We start from the raw sequence: 21,590 nt of genomic DNA, 5'->3' as shown, positions 1-21,590 counted from the left end.
GGGTTGACGAGGGGTGATGTATGCCACCGGTCAAGTTTCGTCCAACCCGGAATACGCCGACTCCCCCGCGCCGCCGGACGGGGGGAGTCGAGAGCGGTGTGCGCCTGCGCCTCAGATGGAGACGCCGAACTGGCGCAGGTACGCCAGCGGGTCGATGTCCGAGCCGTAGCTCGGGCCGGTGCGGATCTCGAAGTGCAGGTGCGGGCCGCTGGAGTTGCCGGTGGAGCCGGAAAGGCCGATCTGCTGGCCGCCGCTCACGCTCTGGCCGGCGGAGACGGCGAGCGAGGAGAGGTGGGCGTACTGCGAGTAGTTGCCGTCGCTGTGCTGGATGACGACCTCGTTGCCGTACGCGCCGCTCCAGCCGGCGGAGACGACGGTGCCCGGACCGACGGCCTTGACGGTGGTGCCGGAGGAGGCCGCGAAGTCGACACCGGTGTGGTAACCGCTGGACCACATGGCGCCGGTCATGCGGTAGGGGGTGGTGACGCTCGCGCCGTCGACGGGGGCGGTGAAGCCTGAGCCGCTGGTCTGCGAGGCGCTCGTGGTGTCGCCGGAGGCGGACTGCGCGGCGGAGTCCGAGCCGGAGGGGGCGCTGGCCTTCGACGCGGTCTTCGACGGGACCTTGGACTCGGCCTTGGACTCGGACCGGTCCTGGCTCTCGTGGCGCGGCTGCGCCTTCTCCGGAGCCTTCGCCTTCGACTTGGCGCCGATGGTCAGCTTGAGGCCCGGGTGGATCAGCGACGGGTTCTCGCCGACCTGCTCACGGTTGTCCTCGTACAGCTTCTTCCAGCCGCCGCGTACATCGTGCTCCTTGGCGATCTTGGCCAGATAGTCACCGGAGACGACGGAGTACGTGGTCGGGACGGTGGCCGGCTTGGCCACCGCAGGGGCCGCGGCGGCGGTCACTGCCGTAGCGGGCGCCACGGCGGGGGCGGTCTTGCCCGCCGCGTGGGCGCCGGTGGCGCCCATCAGCGGAAGCGCGATGGCGACGCCACCCGTGCCGGCGGCGACGAAGCCGCGCGCGATCGGGCTGGTCTTGGGACGGCGGTGCTTACCCTTTGCGGGCATGGCGCATTCCTCTCCGGCGCCTACGAGGTGAGCTGTCGGGTTCGGGCTGGAGATGCCCGGCCGCGCAATGCGCGACTAAACCCCGAGCCGTCCGGAACTCCGGAATCGGCGTACTACCTGGGTCCCCCGCTCCTGCCACACGTGGGTGGATTTTCGAATTCCGGTCGGCGGCAGGATTAGGCGGTCCGTCCGGATTGACGGGAACGTAAGCGAGACGGACGGGCGGGTACAAGCCATCACTTTCCTGGGCCAATGATCCATGCGATATCGCCGGAGAATTCCCGTTACCCTCCGTAAAATGTGGATCTCAACCGGGTCTCAACTTTCCTTCCCGCAACGGAATTCAGCCTCCGCCGGACCACCACACACCGTCACGAATATGATCCTGCTCACGGGCCGCGTCTCATCTCACCCGTAGATGGGGCACGTCATGCCGAACAGGTCAATTCGGACAGAAGCGTCATTTAATGACTATTTACCGATCATTCCCACTTACCCCCTAATTCCTGTCATCGCCACAGGAATTCCACCGGCTCCCGCCGCCTTAATTCGGAAACCGCCTCCCGCTATCGACCGCAAATACGGACAAAGTGCCGTCGCCGACGACCACCGGCAGAGTTCGCGTCGGCGGCCGAGTCGGAGTCGGATTTGGCTAGCGGCGGCGCAGCCGGATCACTGTGGCGTCCATGTCGCCCTTGAGCCCGGTATGCAGTCCGTGGTGCAGGAGTACGGCCCCCCGGTGTACGGCGCCGGTGTCCAGGCACTCGTAGGCGGCTGCCGGATCGAGGCCGCGCAGCCTGAGCCCGGGCGGCCGCTCGCCGTAGTGCTGCGCCTGCAGCCAGGCGAGGACGACGCTCTCGTCGCCGCGCACGTACTGCACGGCACTGAGCCCGCCCTCGGGCACCCGCAGCCGGTGCAGCTCGCCGTGCTGCACCAGCGGCCTGATCTTCTTGTAGAGGTCCACCCAGCCGCGTGCCTCGGCGAGCTCCTCATCGGTCCACTCGGTGAGGTCGCCGCCGACGCCGAGAACACCGGCCATCGCGCTGACGAAGCGGAAACGGAGCGTGCTGAACCGGCCGTTGAGCTGGACATTGGGACTGTCGGTGACCCAGGCCGCCATGACCCGCGCCGGGTGCAGCTGGGTGAAGCCCTGCTGGATGGCGAGCCGGTCCAGCGGATCGGTGTTGTCGGAGGTCCACACCTGGTCGGTACGGGAGAGGATGCCGAGGTCGATCCGGCCGCCGCCGCCCGAGCAGGACTCGAAGGCGACGGACGGATGCGCGGCCCGCAACCGGTCGAGGAGTGCGTACAGCGCGTGCACATGCTCGACCCACAGTTTCTGCGGGTACTCCTCCCCGGGCCAGCCGGCGTCCGTGAAGCAGCGATTGAAATCCCATTTCACATAGTCGATGGGCGCGCTGCTGAGCAGCGTGTCCAACTGCTCCCAGAGATAGGCCTGTACGTCCTCGCGCGCGAGGTTCAGCACGAGCTGGTTGCGGAATTCGGTCCTGGCGCGGCCCGGGTGGTGCTGTACCCAGTCGGGGTGCGCGCGGTAGAGGTCGCTGTCGGCATTGACCATCTCCGGCTCGACCCAGATGCCGAACTGCATCCCCAGCGCGTGCACTTCGTCGGCGAGCGGCCCGAGTCCCTGCGGGAAGCGCTCGGCGTTGGGCGTCCAGTCGCCGAGCCCGGCCCGGTCGCTGGTGCGCTGGCCGAACCACGCGTCGTCCACCACGAACAGCTCGATGCCCATGGCCGCCGCCCGCTGCGCGAGCGCCCGCTGCTGCTTCTCTGAGATGTCGAAACCGGTGGCTTCCCAGGAGTTGTAGAGGACGGGCCGCTCGGTCGCCGCGTCGGGGATCACATGCGCCAGCTGCCAGGCGTGCCAGGCCCGGCTGGCCCCGCCGAATCCGCCGTCGGTCCACAGCCCGGCGAAGACGGGTGAGGTGTACGACTGGCCGGGCGCGAGTCGCAGCAGTCCCGATTCGTCGTAGCCCGCGCCGCCGGTGATCTGTACGAGTCCGTCGGGCAGCTGCTGCACGGAGATCCGCCAGGACCCGGACCAGCCGAGGGCGCAGGCGTAGACCTCACCGCGCTCCTCCGTGGCCCCCTCCGCATCCAGCGCGACCCACGGCAGGTGCTGGTGTCCGGTGTGGCCGCGACGGCTGCCGATCACCTTCTCGCCGTAGGTCAGCTCCGACCGTACGAGCAGCGACTCGGCCGCCCAGCGGCCGTGCAGCTGGCTGAGCCGCCAGCCCTCGCGCGGGGGCAGCGTCCAGGCGGCGGCGTCGGCCCTCAGCAGCTCAAGATCGGGGCCGTCCCCCTCGTGGGCGACTTCGCGGGCGACGGTGACCCAGCGCTCGATGACGTCCGCGTCGTCGCGCATCCGGTGGTGCAGGGTGAGACCGAGGCCGTGCACGGCGTCGGTGAAGCGGAGCCGCAGCTCGTCGCCGTCCACCGCGTGACCGGCGAAGGTCCACTCCGTGCCGCGCACTTGGGGTGTACGGACGGAGAGCGCCGGGCGTACGAAGCGGGGTCCGCCCTCGACCGGGTACTCCTCGTGGCCGTCGAGCCGCGACTCGAAGGGCCAGTCGGGCGGCAGTCCCCGGTCCGCGAGTGCCTCGGCGTCGGCGCCGGCGATCCGGGGCCCCCAATGGAGATGCAGCAGTTCGTCGTCGTCCGTGAGGTGAAACGCATAACTGCTCGTGGGTCCGGAAAGAACCCACGTACGCCCCTTGCCAACACTCTCGATCATCCCGACCCCTCAGATACTCACAGGTCCGCACAGGCCCGCACATCATCCGACGTGGACCGCTGCCCGTGCAACGGCCTTGCGGGAGACGGTCGAGATGATTGCCTGATGAAGCGGTGTCGTATCGTCGGGAACGCGCCATCGTCGGCGAGCAGCGCCGACGGCAGTCACTTGAGGAGTCACCGTGACGCAGCAGCTGCCCCAGGTCCCGTCGACAGAGCCGGAGCTGGCCGGAGTGCGCAACTTCCGGGACGTGGGCGGCCTGCCGACAGCGGACGGCAGGAGGGTGCGGCACGGCCGGCTCTTCCGCAGCGGTCATCTCGCGCACGCGACCGAGTCCGACGCCTCGTTCCTCGGCACGCTGGGCCTGCACACGATCTTCGACTTCCGCAACGCGGCGGACATGCGGCTCGAGGGCCCCGACGTCGAGCTGCCCGGCGTACGCAATGTCAATCTGCCGCTGACCGACCCGGCCGACGGCGCCGAGTTCTGGAAGATGGTCCGGGACGGCGACCTCGACCAGCTGCGGTCGATCCTCTCGGACGGCCAGGCGGCCGGGCGGATGTCGGCCTCGTACCGGACGATCATCACGCAGCGCACGGCCGAGCACAGCAAGGTCCTCCACGCGCTCGCGGAGGACAGCGTCCCGGCCCTGATGCACTGCGCGGCGGGCAAGGACCGCGCCGGTCTGTCGGTGGCAGTCTCGCTGCTGGCGGTCGGCGTCGAGCGGGAGGCCATCGAGGCGGACTACCTCAAGTCCAATGACCCGCACCGCCGTTACCTGGTCCGGCGCAGCGACAACTCCCCGGCCGGGATGTCCCCGGAGGTGATGGAGCTGCTGTCCCCGCTCTTCGACGCGCGGGCCGAGTACCTGAGCGCGGCCTTCGAGGCGATCGAGCAGACCTGGGGCACCACAGAGCGCTACCTCACCGAGGGGCTGAAGGTGAGCCCCCAGACGCGCGAGCGGCTGCGCGACCGGCTCATCGACGAGGGCTGAGCCGGGCCCACCGGTCCCGCGCTACTGGTTCTGGCCGCCCAGCAGGAAGAGCAGATAGAGGAAGGCGGCGAAGAGGTGGCCCGCCACCAGATAGGCGAAGAGCCGGATCACCAGCCCGCGGGGGAACTTCCCCTCTTCGTTGTGCTTGGACATAGCAGACCTCTCACGTGTGTCAGACATGCGGATGGATGTCGGGGCTCTGCAGCAGCGTGTGTACGAACAGCAGCTCGGCCCCCTCGGGAGTGGCTGCCGCGATGCGGTGCGGGGTCATGGAGTCGAAGTGCGCGCTGTCCCCGGGGCTCAGCTCGTGCACCGCTTCGCCCAGCCCCAGCCGCACCCGCCCGTCGAGGACGTACAGCCACTCCTCGCCGGGATGCACCCTGACCAGATCACCCTGGCTGCCGTACGGGACTGCCAGCCGCAGGGCCTGCATCGCCCGGCCGGAGCCGCCTGCCCGGTGATACGTCCAGCCGTCGGCCTCCGCGCGCTCCCCTCGACCGGCGCGGATGATGGGCTCGCGTTCCGGCACGGACTCGCCGAGGAGCTCGGCGACCGTCGTACCGTAGATGCGGGCGAGTCCCAGCAGCATCGGCAGCGACGGCTGGCGATGGCCGGTCTCAAGACGGGACAGATGGGCGGGGGAAAGCCCCGCACGCTGGGCGGCCGCTTCCAGGGTGAGACCGCGACGGCGGCGCAGCTCGCGCAGCCGCGGTGCGACATCGGGCAGCGCGTCGGCCGCCCCGGCGGCAGCTGGAGACCGGGGGTCCGGGGGGTGCCCCCCGGGAGAGATCAGCATCTCTCCATTGCGCCAGGACTTTCCCTCTGAGGCAAACTTCTTGCCCCAGAGGCAAAGGATCAGCGGTTGGCGACCGCCTGCTTGACCAGCGTCCTGCCGAAGTCCCACATCAGCCCGCCGCCGCCGTGGGCGTCGTCCATCACGGCCGTGAAGGCCGCCACGAACCGATCGGCCTCCCGCGCGCCGATGGTCAGCGGCGGAATCAGCTTGATCACTTCCAGATGGTCGCCGGAGACCTGGGTGAGGATCCGGTGCTTCTGCAGCAGCGGCACCACGACCATCTGCGCGAAGAGACCCTTGCGGGCCGCCTGCAGCATGGTCCAGCGACTGCGCAGCTTGATCGAGTCGGGCCGGCCGAACTCGATGCCGATCATCAGGCCCCGCCCCCGCACCTCGTGCAGCAGCTCATAGCGGTCCACGAGCGCCACCAGCCGGGAGCGCAGCAGCTCGCCGGTGACCCGCGCATTGGCGACGACCTGCTCGTCCTCGATCACCGAGAGGACGGCGAGCCCGGCGGCCATCGCCTGGGCGTTGGATCCGAAGCTCGCCGAGTGCACCAGCACCCGGTCCATCGACGAGTAGACCTTCTTGAAGATCCAGTCCTTGCCGAGGGTCGCTCCGACCGGTACGTATCCGCCCGAGAGCGCCTTCGCGACACAGACCAGATCCGGCTCGACCCCTTCCTCGTGCTGGTACGCGTAGAAGTCGCCGGTCCTGCCGAGGCCGGTCTGCACCTCGTCCACGATCAGCAGCGCCTTGTGCTTGTGCAGCAGTTCCTGGGCCGCGTACAGGAATCCGGGGGGCGTCTCGTGCACGCCCTTTCCCTGGATCGGCTCCACGACGAAGCCCGCCACATCGCCGCGCTTCAACTCCCGCTCCAGCGCTGCCAGATCGCCGAGCCCGATCGCGGTGTCGGGCAGCAGCGGCGCGAATCCGTCCCGGAACCCCGCCTCCCCGTTGACCGACAGGGATCCGGTGGTCAGCCCGTGGAAGGCGTGCGAGCAGTACAGGATCCTCGGCTTCCCGGTGGCGTACCGGGCGAACTTCAGCGCGGTCTCCACCGCCTCCGTACCGCTGTTGCCGAAGAACACCCGGTCCAGGTGCGGACTGTTCGCCAGCAGCTTCTCCGCGAGCAGCCCCGGCAGCGGCTGGCAGTCGAAGCGCGTGAGGTCCGCGAGCGAGGCGTCCAGGACGTCGTGCAGCGCCTTGCGTACGACCGGGTGGTGCCGGCCGAGCCCCATCACCCCGAAGCCCGCGAGCATGTCGAGGTAGTCGTTTCCGTCGGCGTCCCAGAAGTAAGCGCCCTCGGCCCGTTCGTAGACCTTGTCGAAGCCGATGGTGTGCAGCATGCGCGGCAGCTGGTGGTTGAGATGTCGGGCATGCAGCTCGTAGCGCTCAGCCCCGCGCTCCGCAAGGAGTCCGGCCAGATCGAAGCCCTTGAGCGGCTCGGTGCCCGTCGACGGCTCGGTCATTCCTCAGCTCTCCTCTCCTTGACTGCCATGGCGGCACTGATCCGTCCCGCGATCTCCACCGGGGTGAGCCCGATGTCGGCGAGTACCTCGCCGCGCTTGGCATGCGCGAGGAACTGCTCGGGGATGCCGAAGGTACGCAGCGGCACATCCACACCGGCGTCCCGCAGTGCCTGCCCGACGGCCGAACCGACCCCGCCGGTGCGGCTGTTGTCCTCCACCACGGCCACCAGGCGGTGCCGTGCGGCAAGCGGCGCCAGCTGTTCGTCGACAGGCTTGACCCAGCGCGGATCCACGACGGTGCAGGCGATGCCGCGGCCTTTGAGCAGCTCGACGCTCTGGAGGCAGACGGGCGCCAGCGCCCCCACCGAGACCAGCAGCACCTCGGCGTCGTCCGCCCGGTGCAGTACGTCCATCCCGCCGATCCGCCCGATCGCCTCGACCGGCTCGCCGACCGACTCCTTCGGGAAGCGCAGCACGGTCGGCGCGTCGTCCACATCGAGGGCCTCGCGCAGCTCCGCACGCAGCCGGTCGGCGTCGCGCGGTGCGGCGATCCGCAGCCCGGGGACGACCTGCAGGATCGACATGTCCCACATGCCGTTGTGGGAGGCCCCGTCGACGCCCGTGACACCCGCCCGGTCGAGTACGAAGGTCACCCCGCACTTGTGCAGGGCGACGTCCATCAGCAGCTGGTCGAAGGCGCGGTTGAGGAAGGTGGCGTACACAGCGACGACAGGATGCAGCCCGCCGGTGGCGAGCCCGGCGGCGGAGACCGCGGCGTGCTGCTCGGCGATCCCGACGTCCCACACCCGGTCGGGGAACCGCTCGGCGAACTTCGTCAGGCCGACGGGGTGCAGCATCGCGGCGGTGATCGCCACGACGTCCGGCCGCTCGGCCCCGATCGCGGCGATCTCGTCCCCGAACACCGAAGTCCAGGAGGGCCCGTTGGACGGAGCGAGCGGCTCGCAGGTCAGCGGGTCCATCACCCCGACGGTGTGGAAGCGGTCGGCCTCGTCCTCCACGGCCGGCTGATAGCCGCGGCCCTTCTCGGTCAGGCAGTGCACCAGTACGGGCCCGTGGAAGCGCTTGGCCCGGCGCAGCGCGGATTCGACGGCCGCGATGTCGTGCCCGTCTATCGGCCCCAGGTACTTCAGGCCCAGATCCTCGAACATCCCCTGTGGCGCGAAGGCGTCCTTGAACCCCTTCTTCGCGCCGTGCAGCGATTCGTACAGCGGCTTCCCGACGACGGGGGTGTGCTGCAGTACATCCTTGCCCCAGGCCAGCACTCGTTCGTAGCCGTCGGTCGTACGGAGTGTGGCGAGGTGGTTGGCGAGGCCGCCGATCGTCGGGGCGTACGAGCGTTCGTTGTCGTTGACGACGATGATCAGCGGCCGGTCCTTCGCCGCGGCGATGTTGTTGAGCGCCTCCCAGGCCATGCCGCCGGTGAGCGCGCCGTCCCCGATGACCGCGACGACATGACCACTGCTGCCCAGCACCTGATGCGCCTTGGCAAGGCCGTCCGCCCAGCCGAGGACCGTCGAGGCGTGGGAGTTCTCTATGACGTCGTGCTCGGACTCCTCGCGGGAGGGGTAGCCGGAGAGCCCCCCCTTGCCGCGCAGCTTGGAGAAGTCCTGTCGGCCGGTGAGCAGTTTGTGTACGTAACTCTGGTGCCCGGTGTCCCACAGAATGCGGTCGACGGGCGAGTCGAAGACCCGGTGCAGGGCGACGGTCAGTTCCACCACACCGAGGTTGGGGCCCAGATGCCCCCCTGTCCTGGCCACCGCGTGCACCAGGAACTCTCTGATCTCCTTGGCGAGTTCTTCGAGTTCCGCATCGGGCAGCGCCTTGAGATCGCGCGGCCCCCGGATGCCCTCAAGAATCGTCATGGTCGGACCCCCTTCACATGCAGTTCAGCTCACGGTGACGGCGGGCGGACCCGAGACCGCCCCTGCGTCCTCCATGGATTCGGCGATCTTCATCGCCTCTTCGATGAGGGTCTCGACGATCTTCGACTCGGGCACGGTCTTGATGACCTCACCCTTGACGAAGATCTGACCCTTCCCATTGCCCGATGCCACTCCGAGGTCCGCTTCCCTCGCCTCGCCCGGGCCGTTGACGACGCAGCCCATGACGGCGACGCGCAGCGGCACCTCCATGCCTTCGAGACCCGCCGTGACCTGGTCGGCGAGCTTGTAGACATCGACCTGGGCCCGCCCGCAGGAGGGACAGGAGACGATCTCGAGCCGCCGCTGCCGCAGATTCAACGCCTCCAGGATCTGGATGCCGACCTTGACCTCTTCGGCGGGCGGGGCGGACAGCGAGACCCGGATGGTGTCGCCGATGCCCTCGCTGAGCAGCGCGCCGAAGGCGACGGCCGACTTGATGGTGCCCTGGAAGGCGGGTCCGGCCTCGGTCACGCCGAGGTGGAGGGGGTAGTCGCACTGGGCGGCCAGCTGCCGGTAGGCCTCGATCATCACCACCGGGTCGTTGTGCTTGACCGAGATCTTGATGTCGCGGAAGCCGTGCTCCTCGAAGAGCGACGCCTCCCACAGCGCGGACTCGACCAGCGCCTCGGGGGTCGCCTTGCCGTACTTGGCGAGCAGCCGGGCATCGAGCGAACCGGCATTGACGCCGATCCGGATCGGCGTGCCGGTCTCGCCGGCGGCGCGGGCGATCTCCTTGACCTTGTCGTCGAACTGCTTGATGTTGCCCGGGTTCACACGCACCGCCGCACACCCGGCGTCGATCGCCGCGAACACGTACTTCGGCTGGAAATGAATGTCCGCGATGACGGGGATCTGCGACTTGCGCGCGATGGTGGCGAGCGCGTCCGCATCGTCCTGGGTCGGACAGGCCACCCGCACGATCTGGCAGCCGGACGCCGTCAGTTCCGCGATCTGCTGCAGCGTCGCCCCGATGTCCGAGGTACGCGTGGTCGTCATCGACTGCACCGACACCGGGGCGTCCCCGCCGACCGCCACCGGCCCGACCTGGATACGCCGCGAGGTGCGGCGCGTCGCGATCGGCCGGGCCGGCAGCTCCGGGAGCCCCAGTGCGACTGGCTCTCCTTGGGACATCACGTCACCCGCGGTTTCCCGTGACGGTTTCGCGAGCCGCCCTGAGGGACTCCTTGAGGGAGCCCATGGTGGCGAGGACGGCGGTGGGCTCGTAGCCACAGTGCGCCATGCAGTTGGCGCAGCGCGGGTCCTTGCCGCGGCCGTACTTGTCCCAGTCGGTCTCCTCGATGAGCTCCCGGTAGGTGGGGACGTATCCGTCGCTCATCAGATAGCAGGGCCGCTGCCAGCCGAAGAGCGAGTAGTTGGGGATCGCCCACGCCGTGCACGGGAAGTCCGCCTTGCCCTCGAGGAAGTCGAGGAAGAGCGGTGAGTGGTTGAGCCGCCAGCGCCGCCGGTTGCCACCCGCGAAGGACTTCTTGAAGAGCTCGCGAGTCTGCTCCACCCCCAGGAAGTGCTCCTGGTCGGGCGCCTTCTCGTAGGCGTACGCGGGCGAGATCATCATCTCGTCCACCTTCAGGTCGTCATTGAGGTAATTGAGCACCTCGATGACGGTCTGCGGGGTGTCGGTGTTGAAGAACGTCGAATTGGTGGTGACCCGGAAGCCGCGCCGCTTGGCCTCCTTGATCGCCTCCACCGCCTCGTCGAACACCCCTTCCTTGGCGACGGATTCGTCGTGCCGCTCGCGCAGTCCGTCGATGTGCACCGCAAAGGCGAAGAAGCGGGAAGGTGTGAACTCCTCGATCTTCTTCCGCAGCAGCATGGCATTGGTGCAGAGGAAGACGTACTTCTTCCTTGCCACCAATTGCCGCACGATTTCATCGATCTGAGGGTGCATCAGCGGCTCGCCGCCCGCGATCGAGACCATCGGGGCCCCCGACTCCAGCACCGCCCCGACCGCCTGCGCGACCGGCATGCGCTGCTTCAGAATCCCGGCCGGGTGCTGGATCTTCCCGCAGCCCTCGCACTTCAGATTGCAGGCAAAGAGCGGCTCCAGCTCGACGATGAGCGGAAACTTCTCACGCTTGCGGAGCTTCTGTTCAATGAGGTACGTCCCGACCCTGATGGTCTGACGGAGCGGCATGGCCATCTAGCTCACCTCCTGGGGAGCAGAAAAGAACGGTGCCATTCGAAGAAAGCAGGAAGGACGGCACGAAGAACACGGAAAGCTGATATTCCACCGCGGACCGTGCTGATACGGACGAGTTCGTGCTCTGGAGCGTCCACGACCACCCGGACGGCCGCAATCGGACGGGACCCGGTGCTCAGGGCGGCGCGGAGCGTGGCCGCGGACTCCATGTCCGCGGCGATCGCCCCGGTGGCACGCAGGTCTGCCCGTTCGTGACCGCGCACCACATGGTCGGACCCGACCAGCGGGCCGGAGTGCACGGTACGTCCGGGCACGGCTTTGGCCACTGCCTCGACCAGCAGTGCCGTATCCGTACAGGCCGTGGCGCCGGCGGCATGCCGTGTCTCGTCGGCGACGACCAGGTCCCCGGGGTGCATCCCGGGAGCGAGCCCGGCACAGAAACCGGAGGCGACGACCGCCGCGTTGCGCAATGGCCCGTCACCGCCCAGCGCGCCCAGCACGGCACGCTCGGCGTGGTGCGGCCCCATACCGGTGCGGAGCACTGTCACAGGGCCGAGTGCGCCGCTGCGGTCGCCGCTGCGCAGGGCGAGCTTCTCGATGCCGAGCGCACAGGCGATCAGCAGCGGCGCGGCGGAGCCGGGCGACGGCTCCGGGGATCTGTCCATCAGCCCCCCTCGCGGCTGTCCGCGCGGTCGGCGGCGAAGGGCTCCCCGTGCACATAGCGGCCCAGGGCCGTGAGCGGGAAGACCTGCCGGTAGAGGTGGTAGTTGATGGAGAAGTCCCAGGGGAAGCCGGTGCCGGTGAAGTACGGCTCGTCCCAGGACCCGTCCGCCTGCTGGGTCTCGGCGAGCCAGGCCACGCCCCGCTCGACCGACTTGCTCTCCCGCTCCCCCGCCGCGAGCAGTGCGAGCAGTGCCCAGGCGGTCTGGGATGCGGTGGAGACGCCGTGGCCGATCCACTGCTCCTCGCGGTAGGAGCGCAGGTCCTCGCCCCAGCCTCCGTCGTCGTTCTGGACGGATTCGAGCCAGCGGACGGCCCGGCGGATCGCGGGGTGCGAGAGCGGCAGCCCGGCCGCGGTCAGCGCGGGGACCACCGACCCTGTTCCGTACACGTAGTTGACGCCCCAGCGACCGAACCACGCACCGCTGGGCTCCTGTTCGGCGAGCAGCCACTCGATGCCGCGCCGGGTACGGGGGTGGTGGGCCTTGCCCTCGTAGGCCAGCATCTCGACGACATGCCCGGTGACGTCCGCCGACGGCGGGTCGATGACCTCACCGAAGTCGCAGAACGGCAGCCGGTTGGGGAAAGCACTGGTGTTGTCGGCGTCGAACGCGGCCCAGGCGCCGTTCCTGGACTGCATCCCGAGGGTCCAGCGGCCCGCCCGCGCGACCGCCGCGTCGACCGCCTGCGGATCGGGGTGCTTGACCCGCCGCAGGGCGAGGATCACCTCGGCCGTGTCGTCGATGTCCGGGTAGTTGTCGTTGTGGAACTCGAACGCCCAGCCGCTGGGAGCGAGTTGAGGTTTGCGTACGGCCCAGTCGCCGGGCCGTACGATCTCCTCGGCCAGCATCCAGTCGGCGGCCTTGACCAGCGCGGGGTGATCGGCCGGCAACCCGGCGTCGGCGAGGGCGATGGTGGCCAGGCAGGTGTCCCAGACGGGCGACTGACAGGCCTCGATCATCCGCGCGCCGTCCTCGCGCCATAAGGCGAACCGGTCCAGCGACTCGAGACCGGCCCGCATCACGGGATGCTGAAGGTCGTAGCCGAGCAGATGCAGGGCGATCACGGAGTAGACGGCGGGCGGCTGGATGCCGCCCCAGCAGCCGTCGTTCTCCTGGCGCTCGATGATCCAGCGCGCCGCGGCCTTCATGGCCGCTCGGCGCAGCCGGCGCGGTGCCACCTTGTGGTACGCGTGCAGCGCCTTGTCGGCGCGCTGGAAGAATCCGTCCCAACTCGCCGCGGAAGCAAGGGGCCTGGGCGGGTTCGGCATCCGGGCGTCGGTGTGCAGCTCGTCGAGCGCGAACGGCGCGGGCCGCACCGGCCGCTTCGCCGAGACGACGGTGAGCGGCACGATGGTCTGGCGCGCCCAGCAGCCGAAGTCGTAGATGTTCAGCGGGAACCACTTGGGCAGGAAGATCAATTCGGGCGGCAGTTCGGGGAGGTCGTCCCACTTCCACCAGCCGAACAGCGCGAGCCAGATCCGGGTGAAGACCCGGCTCGCCGCGATGCCGCCCCGTTCCCTGATCCAGGCGGATGCGCGCGCCATGTGCGGGTCGTCCGGCCGGTCGCCGGCCAGCCGAAGCGCGACGTAGGCCTCGATGGTGGCGGAGAGTTCGCCGGGCCCGCCGTAGAAGGTGGCCCAGGCGCCGTCCTCGCGCTGCTCGCCCCGGATGAAGCGGGCGGCCGCCTCGGTGGTCCGCGCGTCCTGGATGCCGAGAAACTGGCGGAGCAGCAGATCCTCGGCGTCCATCGTCACATTGGTCTCGAGGTCGCCCTTCCACCAGCCCTGGGCGTCCTGGCGACCGAGCAGATGCTCGACGGAGCGTTGTGCGGCTCGCCCGGCGGCCTCGAGGACGTCGCTCGCGGCGGGGCGCTGGGCAGGATGAGTGCCGGTCGTTCTACTGGCCGCGGCTGCACCGGCCACCGCGGGCCCGCTGCTTCCGTCGGTCGTCGCTGTCATGGCTTCCCCTTCGTTGCAGTGGCTCTCTGCTGTGCTGGGGTCTGACGTCGGCCGGCGCCAGGTTTCCCGTGCACCGGCCGGCGACTGCTTGGGGCCTGGGGGCTAGCCCCCAGAAGACACGCGTATACGGGCGATGGCGATCATCTCTTTCGTACGACGACGAAGTCCGCGAGCGCGATGAGCTGCGCCCGCACCTGTTCCGGCATGTCGACGCGGCCCAGCGCCTCGATCGCGACGGCGTGCTGCCTGCGGGCCTCCTGGGAGGTCCACTCGCGGCCACCCGCTTCTTCGATCAGGGCCGCCCTGGTGGCGAATTCTGCCTCGGAGAAGCTGTCGAAGTCATTACTCTTGGCATCGGCCGCGAGCAGCTCTCCGAGGCGCTGTGAGGCCGGTCCGCCCGCGGCGAGCGCGGCGACGACCGGCAGGGACTTCTTGCGCTGGCGCAGATCGCTCCAGGTCTGCTTGCCGGTGGACTCCGGGTCGCCCCAGATGCCCAGCAGATCGTCGACGGCCTGGAAGGCGAGACCGAGGTGGTAGCCGTACGCCTCCAGCGTGTCGGCCGTCCGGTCGTCCGCCCCGCCGAGCACCGCGCCGATGGAGACGGCGCAGGCCAGCAGCGCGCCGGTCTTGTTGCCCTCCATCTCCAGGCACTCCTCGACGGTGACCCGCTCGCGGTGCTCGTAGGAGATGTCCTGGGCCTGGCCGTCGATGAGCTTGCGTGTGGCGGCGGTCAGGCGGCGCGCGGCGCGGCCCGCCTCGACGGTGCCGAGCTCCAGCAGGACCTCGCCCGCGAGCGCGAACAGCGCGTCGCCGACGAGGATCGCCTGGGCCGGTCCGTGCACCTTCCAGACGGTGTCGCGGTGGCGGCGCTGCTCGTCGCCGTCCATCAGGTCGTCGTGCAGCAGCGAGAAGTTGTGCACCAGCTCCACGGCCACGGCGCCAGGGACGCCGACCTCGGGGGCGGCGCCGGCCGCCTCTGCGGACAGCAGCGCGAGCGCGGGGCGCACGGCCTTGCCGCCGTCCCCGTCGGCGGGCCGTCCGTGCGCGTCGATCCAGCCGAAGTGGTAGGCGGCGACGGTGTCCATGGGCGGCGCGAGCCGGTCCACGGCTGCGCGCAGCACGGGGGTGGACATGGTCCGCCCGCGCTCCAGCAAGGCGACGATGTCGACTCCCGCTGCGGTGTCATCAGCAGGGTTCGCCGAGGGCACAGTCGGCACGGTCTCTCCTCTTGTTCCAGTACTGAAGCTCACGCCGCCTCCTTGAGCGGATGTTCATGGTGGCGGCCGAGCGCGGAGAGTGCGGCGCCCGCGGCGCTGAAGCCGCTGCGTACGGCGCTCTCCATGGTCGCGGGCCACCCGGTGGCGGTCCACGAGCCCGCAAGGTACAGGCCGGGGGCCCGGGTGCGCGCACCCGGTCGCAGCCGGCCGACGCCCGGGGCCGGGGCGAAGGTCGCCGTCCGCTCCCGGGTGACGAAGAAGTCGCTTACCCCGGCGCCTCTTGCGCCGGGCAGCAGCCGCTCCAGCTCGGGCAGATACCGCTCGCGCAGTACGGCGACGGGCTCATCGATCTCGTCCTCCGCGGCGGACTGGGAGAGCGCCAGATACTGGCCGCCGCGCAGTCCGGAGGCCTCGGTGCGGTCGAAGACCCACTGGACCGGGGTGCCGAGCGCGGCGAAGAAGGGACGGCGCAGCACCTTGCGGTCGTACACGACATGGACGTTGAGGATCGGCGCGGTGCCGATGTCGAGCAGCCGGTCGGGGTCGTCGAGGGCCCCTTCGGGCAGCAGCGCATGGGCTTCACGCTGCGGTACGGCAAGGACGACGGTGTCCGCGTCCAGTTGCTCGCCGGCCACGTCGACCTGCCAACGCCCCGGGCCCACGCGGGAGATGCGCCGTACGCGGGTCGAGAGCTCGGTGCGTACGCCGGCCGAGTCGAGGGCCTTGCGGGCCAGCGTGTCGTGCAGGTCCCCGAGCGGCACGCGGGCCCAGCCGATGTCGGCGGCGCCCGGCTCGGAGAGCAGTCCGGTCTTGAAGACCATGGCGGCGAGGCCCATCGAGGCGTTCGGCGCGGTGGCGTTCAGCGTCGCCACGCCGACGAGGTCCCAGAGGGCTTCGATGGTGCGCCGCGACTGGCCGTGGCGGCCCAGCCAGGTGGCGAAGTCGATGCCGTCCAGCGCCGGGTCGGCCGGGTCCAGCTTGCCGAGCGCGAGTGCGGCGCGCCCGACGGACGCGCGCTCGGCGAGCGAGAGGTGCGGATAGGTGGCGAGGCCGGGGGCGAGGTGCAGCGGTACCGGAAGCGAGGTGCGGCGCAGCCGGCCCAGGCGCGGTCCGCGCGCCGGTGCCACATCCAGTACGGGCACGTCCAACCGGTCCTGAAGCGGGGCGAGATGAGCACCGTCCACCCGGTCGAGGAACCAGCGGTACGCGGTGCAGCAGCGCAGGTACACATGCTGGCCGTTGTCGACGGAGAGGTCATTGCGGCGGAAGGAGAAGGCGAGGCCGCCCAGGCGGGGGCGGCCTTCGAGGAGGGTGACGCCGACTCCCGCGTCGGCGAGTTGCAGCGCCGCGGTGACTCCGGCGAGTCCTCCGCCGACCACCACCGCGTGCCGGGACCGCATGCCGTCGTCCGTCATGCGACCTCCCCTCGGGCCGTTGCAGTCTGGGACGCGGCGCCGCACCGGAGGGTTGCGCGCCGCTTGCCCGCGTTCGCCCGCATCAGGCACGCCCCCTGAGCTTCTGCCGGGTGACATGCCGGGCGTCGAGTCCGGAAAGCCCGCGCACGGCGACGTACGCCTTCTCGCGCCCGGGAAGGGACACCCGGCCGCGCAGCACTGCCTCGGGGTCGCGTTCGATGCGGTCGAGCAGGCGCCGGTAGATGCCGGCCATCGCGGCGACGCAGGCGCCGCTGCGCCGGTCGAGCATCGGCAGCAGCCGGTAGCCCTCTGCGAACAGGGCGCGGGCGCGCCGTACTTCGAAGTGCACAAGGCCCGCGAAGTCGGAGCCGGGCGGCGGGGTGGCGCTGCGGAAGCCCGCGGAACAGCCGAACTTGGCCAGGTCGTCGCCGGGCAGATAGGTGCGGCCGTTGCCGGCGTCCTCGCGAACGTCCCTGAGGATGTTGGTGAGTTGGAGGGCGAGCCCGAGCGTGTCGGCGTACTCGGGGGCGCGTTCGACACCGCGCGCGCCGGGCTGGGTGCCGAACACGCCGAGCGAGAGCCGCCCGATCGCGCCCGCGACACACCGGCAGTACGTCTTCAGGTCGTCCCAGGTCTCGTAGTTCTCGCCGCGTACGTCCATCAGCACGCCGTCGATGAGCTCGTCGAGCCCGTCGAGCGGAAGAGGGAAGCGGCGTGCCGCGTCCGCGAGCGCGACCGCGACGGGGTCGATGTCGTCCTCGTCGACCGCGTCCCGGCGGATCCGCTCCAGCAGTTCCCGCATCCCTTCGAGCCGGTCCCGCTTGGCTTCCAGGGCGAGCGTGCCGTCGCCGATGTCGTCGACCCGCCGCGAGAACGCGTACAGCGCCGACATGGCGTGCCGCTTGTCGGTCGGCAGCAGCCTGATCCCGTAGGCGAAATTGCGCGCCTGCCGCCCGGTGACGGCCTCGCAGTAGCTGTACGCGGCCTGCACCGGCGCGGGCACCTCCGTCGGTCCCTCCATCGTCCGGCTCACCTCTCTCTACGCGCTCTTCGCAAGACAGCTCCCACCTCACGCAGCCGATGTGCCTTGGTGGGCTTGGGCGGTCCAGGCAGGACGTCGTATCCGGCGGCCGCGACAGCGGTGAGGGCCGCACGCCCCCCGGCGACGAACCCGGCGAGCAGCAGCCGCAGTCTGCCGTGGACGCTACCCACCAGCGGTGTGCCTTCATTCAGCAGCTGCAGGGCGCGTTCCGCTTCGTACGCGACGAGTGAGCGCACCGACGGGCTCCCGGTCCTCGCGGCCAGGTCGGCTTCGGTGACATGGAAGCGGTGCATGTCCTCGGCGGGCAGATAGATCCGGTCGCGCCCCAGGTCCTCGGCCACGTCCTGGAGGTGCTCGACGATCTGGAGCGCGGTACAGACGGCGTCCGATCGGCGGACGCGCTCGGGGCTGGCGGTCCCGGTGATCTGCAGCACCAGGCGGCCGACGGGGTTGGCGGACAGTTCGCAGTACGCGAGGAGTTCGTCGTACGTCTTGTAGCGCCGCACCAACTGGTCCTGGCGGTTGGCCTCGATCAGGCCGAGGAACGGCTCGGGGGTGAGCGAGCGGCGGCGCACGGTCGGCCGGAGGGCGTGCAGCAGGGGGTGGCGCGGTTCGGCGTCGGCGGCGAAGACGCGGCGCAGATCGGCCTCGAAGGCGTCGAGCATCGCGAGTCTGTCGTCGGCCTGCTCGGGGTCGACGCCGAGATGGCGGGCGTCGGCGCCGCCGGGCGCGAGGTCGCCGTCGCCGATGTCGTCGACGAGGCGGGCGTAGCCGTACACCGCCATCAGGTCGTCACGCCAGGCTCGAGGCAGGAAGAACGGGGCGACCGGGAAGTTCTCGTCGGATGCCTTGTCGAGGGTGGCGCGCGCAGAGGCCTCGCGGCGCGCCTGCCGGGTGCCCGTCATACGGGACTGCCCGGTGCGGGGACGGCGAAAGCCTCGCGGACCTGGAGATTTTCCGTCATTGCCGTCACATCTCCCGTTCTACACTGCCGACCGAATACATCCTATTTCGGACACGCCGCCGGTCTTCCCGACTGCGGGGGCACCGCCTGGCGGACGGGATGCCTAGGGCTTATCGCCCCACTTGCCGCGATTCGGCACCGGTACAGCTTACGTTGTACAACGCCCAGTGATACGCCGGGGTGTTGCGCGCATTACAAGAACACTCCAATCCTCGCCAACCTTCCCCCGGCCCGCGTGAATTGACCTTGACTCGACGCTCCGGGCGCTCCGGCCCCCCGCCCCGGCGAGGGTGCCGCTGTCCCTCCGAAGACGCAGAAAGCCCCCGCCCGGATGCGACGGCGGGGGCCTTCGGGAGCGGCGGCGGCCTACCTGCCGCTCTCCTTCTCGTACGCCTTGATGACCTCGTCGGTCGGGCCGTCCATCAGCAGCTCGCCCTTCTCCAGCCACAGGACGCGGTCGCAGGTGTCCCTGATCGAGCCGGTGCTGTGGCTGACCAGGAAGACCGTGCCGGCCTCCTTGCGCAGCTCACGGATGCGCTGCTCGGAGCGTCGCTGGAACTTCCGGTCACCGGTGGCCAGTGCCTCGTCGATCATCAGGACGTCGTGGTCCTTGGCCGCCGCGATGGAGAAGCGGAGCCTGGCCCCCATGCCCGAGGAGTACGTACGCATGGGAAGGGTGATGAAGTCGCCCTTCTCGTTGATCCCGGAGAAGTCGACGATGCCCTGGTAGCGGTCACGGATCTGCTCGCGGGTCATGCCCATGGCCAGACCGCCGAGGATGACGTTGCGCTCACCGGTCAGATCGCCCATCAGCGCGGCGTTGACGCCGAGCAGGGAGGGCTGGCCGTCGGTGTAGACCCTGCCGCTCTCCGTCGGCAGCAGACCCGCTATGGCGCGCAGGAGGGTCGACTTGCCGGAGCCGTTGGTTCCGATCAGGCCGATCGCCTCGCCGCGGTACGCGGTGAAGGAGACGCCGCGTACGGCGTGCACCTTGCGCACTCCCCGCGACTCGCCCTTGTCCCGCCGCACGATCCGGCTCAGCGCCGCGGTGGCGCTGCCCTTGCCACCGCTACCTCCGTGCACGCGGTACACGATGTGTACGTTGTCGGCGATGACGGTGGGGACGCGGGTTCCGTCGTCGGCTCTCATGTCGTTCTTTTCGAGATCAGCCACGGCCGTACCGTTCCTCAGCCTTCCAGAAGTACACGAACCCGGCGATGCCGAACAGGATCGCCCAGCCGAGCGCGAAGGCCCAGATGTGCGGAGGCAGATTCTCGGAGCCGTAACCATCGATCAGCGCGAACCGGATGAGGTCCATGTAGACGGCGGCCGGGTTCAACTGCAGGACATTGGCGATCCAGGCCGGCTTGTCCGCGAGCATCATCGGGATGGAGAACATGACACCGGACGCGTACATCCAGGTGCGCATGATGAACGGCATCAGCTGGGCGAGGTCGGGCGTCTTGCTGCCAAGGCGAGCCATGATCATCGCCATGCCGGTGTTGAACACGAACTGCATTGCCAGCGCGGGGATGATCAGCAGCCAGGAGAGCTTCGGGTAGCTGCCGAAGCCGATCGCGATCAGGAACAGCACCAGCATCGAGAACAGCAGCTGCTGGAGCTGCTGCAGCGCGAAGGAGATGGGCAGGGCGGCACGCGGGAAGTGCAGTGCGCGGACAAGACCGAGGTTGCCCGAAATCGCCCTGACGCCCGCCATCACCGAGCTCTGGGTGAAGGTGAAGACGAAGACGCCGGTCACCAGGAACGGGACGAAAACCTCGTTGGGGATCCCCTCCCGGGTCCCCAGGATGAGCCCGAAGATCAAGTAGTAGACCAGCGCGTTGAGCAGCGGCGTCGCCACCTGCCACAGCTGGCCGAGCTTCGCCTGGCTGTACTGGGCCGTCAGCTTGGCCTGCGAGAACGCCAGGATGAAGTGGCGTCGGCCCCACAGCTGCCGGATGTACTCGGCGAGCCCTGGTCGGGCGCCGCTCACCGACAGGCCGTACTTGGCGGCCAGCTCCGCCGGGGTCAGACCGTCGTCGGGGGACGGGCGAACGCTGGTCGCGATCGCACCGTCTTGGGTCGTGTCACTCACAAGTTGAAACTTTCGTGTTCAAGATGCGCGGCAATAGGGCTCTCAGGTGGCGGCCAGGTCCCGGAGGTACGCCCGATTTTCTCAGAACCGAGCTTGTCAGATGACGGGAGGTCGGCCCAGTCGGGTGAGCCGCCATACCGTACGCCATTTCATGGGACGGCGCGGACCACAGGGCGTCCGCCAGCCTTCTTTGAAGCCGCCGAACCATGCCTTCAGGGCAGGCAGCGAGGGCCGCCTGGCCAGGGTGAGCAGCACCCAGACACCGATGTAGACCGGGACCAGGGGCGCGGGCAGATTGCGGCGGGCGAGCCAGACCCGGTTGCGGGCCACCATCCGGTGGTAGACCGCGTGCCGGGACGGCGGCATCGTCGGGTGGAACAGGACCATGTCCGCGCGGTAGTCGATCGCCCAGCCGGCGTCCAGCGCCCGCCAGGCGAGGTCCGTCTCCTCATGGGCGTAGAAGAACTCGTCGGGAAGCGCGCCGACCTCGGCCAGCACCTTCGTACGCACGGCGTTGGCGCCGCCGAGGAAGGTCGTCACCCGCGAGGAGCGCAGCGGGTCGGAGGCGCGCAGCCGAGGGACGTGACGGCGCTGGGTGAGCCCGGTCTCCGGGTCGGCGATCCGGAAGCTGATGATGCCCAGCTTGGGATCGGCCGCGAAGGCCTGGCGCACCAGCTCGCCGGTGTCACTGCACGGCAGCAGACCGTCGTCGTCGAGGAAGAGCAGCGCGTCCACGCCGGAGCCGGACGGGCCGAAGGCCTCGATGCCGACGTTGCGGCCGCCGGGGATGCCCAGGTTGTCGGGCAGGTTCACGGTGCGTACGACCGACGGGAAATCTGACAGGTCCGCCACCGGGGCGCCGTTGCCGACCACGACCACCTCGATCGGGTCGCCGTCCTGCTTGGCGACCGAGTCGAGGAGGGCGCGCAGTTCGTCCGGCCGGTTGCCCATCGTGATGATGACCGCGCCGAGCTTCAGCGGCATCGGGGAT

18 protein-coding genes and 1 riboswitch are annotated in these 21,590 nt (G+C 69.6%); of the genes, 1 reads left to right on the top strand and 17 read right to left on the bottom strand.

What is annotated here, in order from left to right; translation table 11 throughout:
• Positions 1 to 111 precede the first annotated feature (111 nt).
• Both ACFYWY_RS23840 and ACFYWY_RS23835 read right to left on the bottom strand, forming a co-directional pair.
• Entirely contained in the window at positions 112 to 1,068 is a 957-nt protein-coding gene (locus ACFYWY_RS23840) for a peptidoglycan DD-metalloendopeptidase family protein (protein WP_389190021.1), read from the bottom strand.
• A gap of 4 nt (positions 1,069 to 1,072) precedes the next feature.
• Positions 1,073 to 1,226, bottom strand: a riboswitch (cyclic di-AMP (ydaO/yuaA leader).
• Positions 1,227 to 1,720: 494 nt separating this feature from the next.
• On the bottom strand, positions 1,721 to 3,823 hold the full coding sequence (locus ACFYWY_RS23835) for an alpha-galactosidase (protein ID WP_389190020.1): 2,103 nt from the start codon (positions 3,821 to 3,823) through the stop codon (positions 1,721 to 1,723).
• Positions 3,824 to 4,004: 181 nt separating this feature from the next.
• On the opposite strand from ACFYWY_RS23835, the gene ACFYWY_RS23830 reads away from it, so the two are divergent.
• Positions 4,005 to 4,817: a tyrosine-protein phosphatase gene (locus ACFYWY_RS23830; protein WP_389190019.1), complete on the top strand. Its 813-nt coding sequence runs from the start codon at positions 4,005 to 4,007 to the stop codon at positions 4,815 to 4,817.
• 21 nt (positions 4,818 to 4,838) lie between these two features.
• Here the strand turns inward: ACFYWY_RS23830 and ACFYWY_RS23825 are convergent, their stop codons facing one another.
• From ACFYWY_RS23825 to ACFYWY_RS23755, 15 genes are all read right to left on the bottom strand, one after another.
• The gene (locus ACFYWY_RS23825; protein WP_307659941.1) at positions 4,839 to 4,970 is read right to left on the bottom strand and encodes a DUF6126 family protein; all 132 of its coding nucleotides are present in this window, start codon (positions 4,968 to 4,970) and stop codon (positions 4,839 to 4,841) included.
• A gap of 19 nt (positions 4,971 to 4,989) precedes the next feature.
• Positions 4,990 to 5,613, bottom strand: a complete 624-nt coding sequence (locus tag ACFYWY_RS23820; protein ID WP_389190018.1) for a helix-turn-helix domain-containing protein — start codon at positions 5,611 to 5,613, stop codon at positions 4,990 to 4,992.
• A gap of 59 nt (positions 5,614 to 5,672) precedes the next feature.
• Positions 5,673 to 7,085, bottom strand: coding sequence for an aspartate aminotransferase family protein (locus ACFYWY_RS23815; RefSeq protein WP_389190017.1), 1,413 nt, complete (start codon positions 7,083 to 7,085; stop codon positions 5,673 to 5,675).
• Entirely contained in the window at positions 7,082 to 8,968 is a 1,887-nt protein-coding gene (dxs, locus tag ACFYWY_RS23810; protein ID WP_389190016.1) for a 1-deoxy-D-xylulose-5-phosphate synthase, read from the bottom strand. The genes ACFYWY_RS23815 and dxs overlap by 4 nt, the downstream gene beginning before the upstream one ends.
• A 24-nt stretch (positions 8,969 to 8,992) precedes the next feature.
• Entirely contained in the window at positions 8,993 to 10,159 is a 1,167-nt protein-coding gene (gene ispG / locus ACFYWY_RS23805) for a flavodoxin-dependent (E)-4-hydroxy-3-methylbut-2-enyl-diphosphate synthase (protein ID WP_389190015.1), read from the bottom strand.
• A gap of 4 nt (positions 10,160 to 10,163) precedes the next feature.
• Positions 10,164 to 11,186, bottom strand: coding sequence for an adenosyl-hopene transferase HpnH (gene hpnH, locus ACFYWY_RS23800; RefSeq protein WP_389190014.1), 1,023 nt, complete (start codon positions 11,184 to 11,186; stop codon positions 10,164 to 10,166).
• Between the two features lie 5 nt (positions 11,187 to 11,191).
• Positions 11,192 to 11,851: a 1-hydroxy-2-methyl-2-butenyl 4-diphosphate reductase gene (locus ACFYWY_RS23795; RefSeq protein ID WP_389190013.1), complete on the bottom strand. Its 660-nt coding sequence runs from the start codon at positions 11,849 to 11,851 to the stop codon at positions 11,192 to 11,194.
• On the bottom strand, positions 11,851 to 13,866 hold the full coding sequence (gene shc, locus ACFYWY_RS23790; RefSeq protein WP_389190012.1) for a squalene--hopene cyclase: 2,016 nt from the start codon (positions 13,864 to 13,866) through the stop codon (positions 11,851 to 11,853). Before shc ends, ACFYWY_RS23795 begins: the two co-directional genes overlap by 1 nt.
• A gap of 140 nt (positions 13,867 to 14,006) precedes the next feature.
• Positions 14,007 to 15,074, bottom strand: a complete 1,068-nt coding sequence (locus ACFYWY_RS23785; RefSeq protein WP_389190035.1) for a polyprenyl synthetase family protein — start codon at positions 15,072 to 15,074, stop codon at positions 14,007 to 14,009.
• Between the two features lie 38 nt (positions 15,075 to 15,112).
• Positions 15,113 to 16,498: a hydroxysqualene dehydroxylase HpnE gene (hpnE, locus tag ACFYWY_RS23780; RefSeq protein ID WP_389190011.1), complete on the bottom strand. Its 1,386-nt coding sequence runs from the start codon at positions 16,496 to 16,498 to the stop codon at positions 15,113 to 15,115.
• 82 nt (positions 16,499 to 16,580) lie between these two features.
• Positions 16,581 to 17,519, bottom strand: a complete 939-nt coding sequence (gene hpnD, locus ACFYWY_RS23775; RefSeq protein WP_389190010.1) for a presqualene diphosphate synthase HpnD — start codon at positions 17,517 to 17,519, stop codon at positions 16,581 to 16,583.
• A gap of 8 nt (positions 17,520 to 17,527) precedes the next feature.
• Positions 17,528 to 18,445: a squalene synthase HpnC gene (hpnC, locus tag ACFYWY_RS23770; protein ID WP_389190009.1), complete on the bottom strand. Its 918-nt coding sequence runs from the start codon at positions 18,443 to 18,445 to the stop codon at positions 17,528 to 17,530.
• 425 nt (positions 18,446 to 18,870) lie between these two features.
• Positions 18,871 to 19,653, bottom strand: a complete 783-nt coding sequence (locus ACFYWY_RS23765; protein WP_389190034.1) for an ABC transporter ATP-binding protein — start codon at positions 19,651 to 19,653, stop codon at positions 18,871 to 18,873.
• A 16-nt stretch (positions 19,654 to 19,669) separates the two neighbouring features.
• Positions 19,670 to 20,599, bottom strand: a complete 930-nt coding sequence (locus tag ACFYWY_RS23760) for an ABC transporter permease (protein WP_389190008.1) — start codon at positions 20,597 to 20,599, stop codon at positions 19,670 to 19,672.
• Positions 20,600 to 20,695: 96 nt separating this feature from the next.
• Positions 20,696 to 21,583 carry a glycosyltransferase family 2 protein gene (locus ACFYWY_RS23755; protein ID WP_389190033.1) on the bottom strand — a complete coding sequence of 296 codons (888 nt, stop codon included), beginning with the start codon at positions 21,581 to 21,583 and terminating at the stop codon, positions 20,696 to 20,698.
• Positions 21,584 to 21,590: the final 7 nt, after the last annotated feature.

The sequence above is a fragment of the Streptomyces sp. NPDC002870 genome (genome assembly GCF_042888505.1).
GTDB lineage: Bacteria > Actinomycetota > Actinomycetes > Streptomycetales > Streptomycetaceae > Streptomyces.
This window is presented reverse-complemented; position numbering and strand designations above follow the sequence as displayed.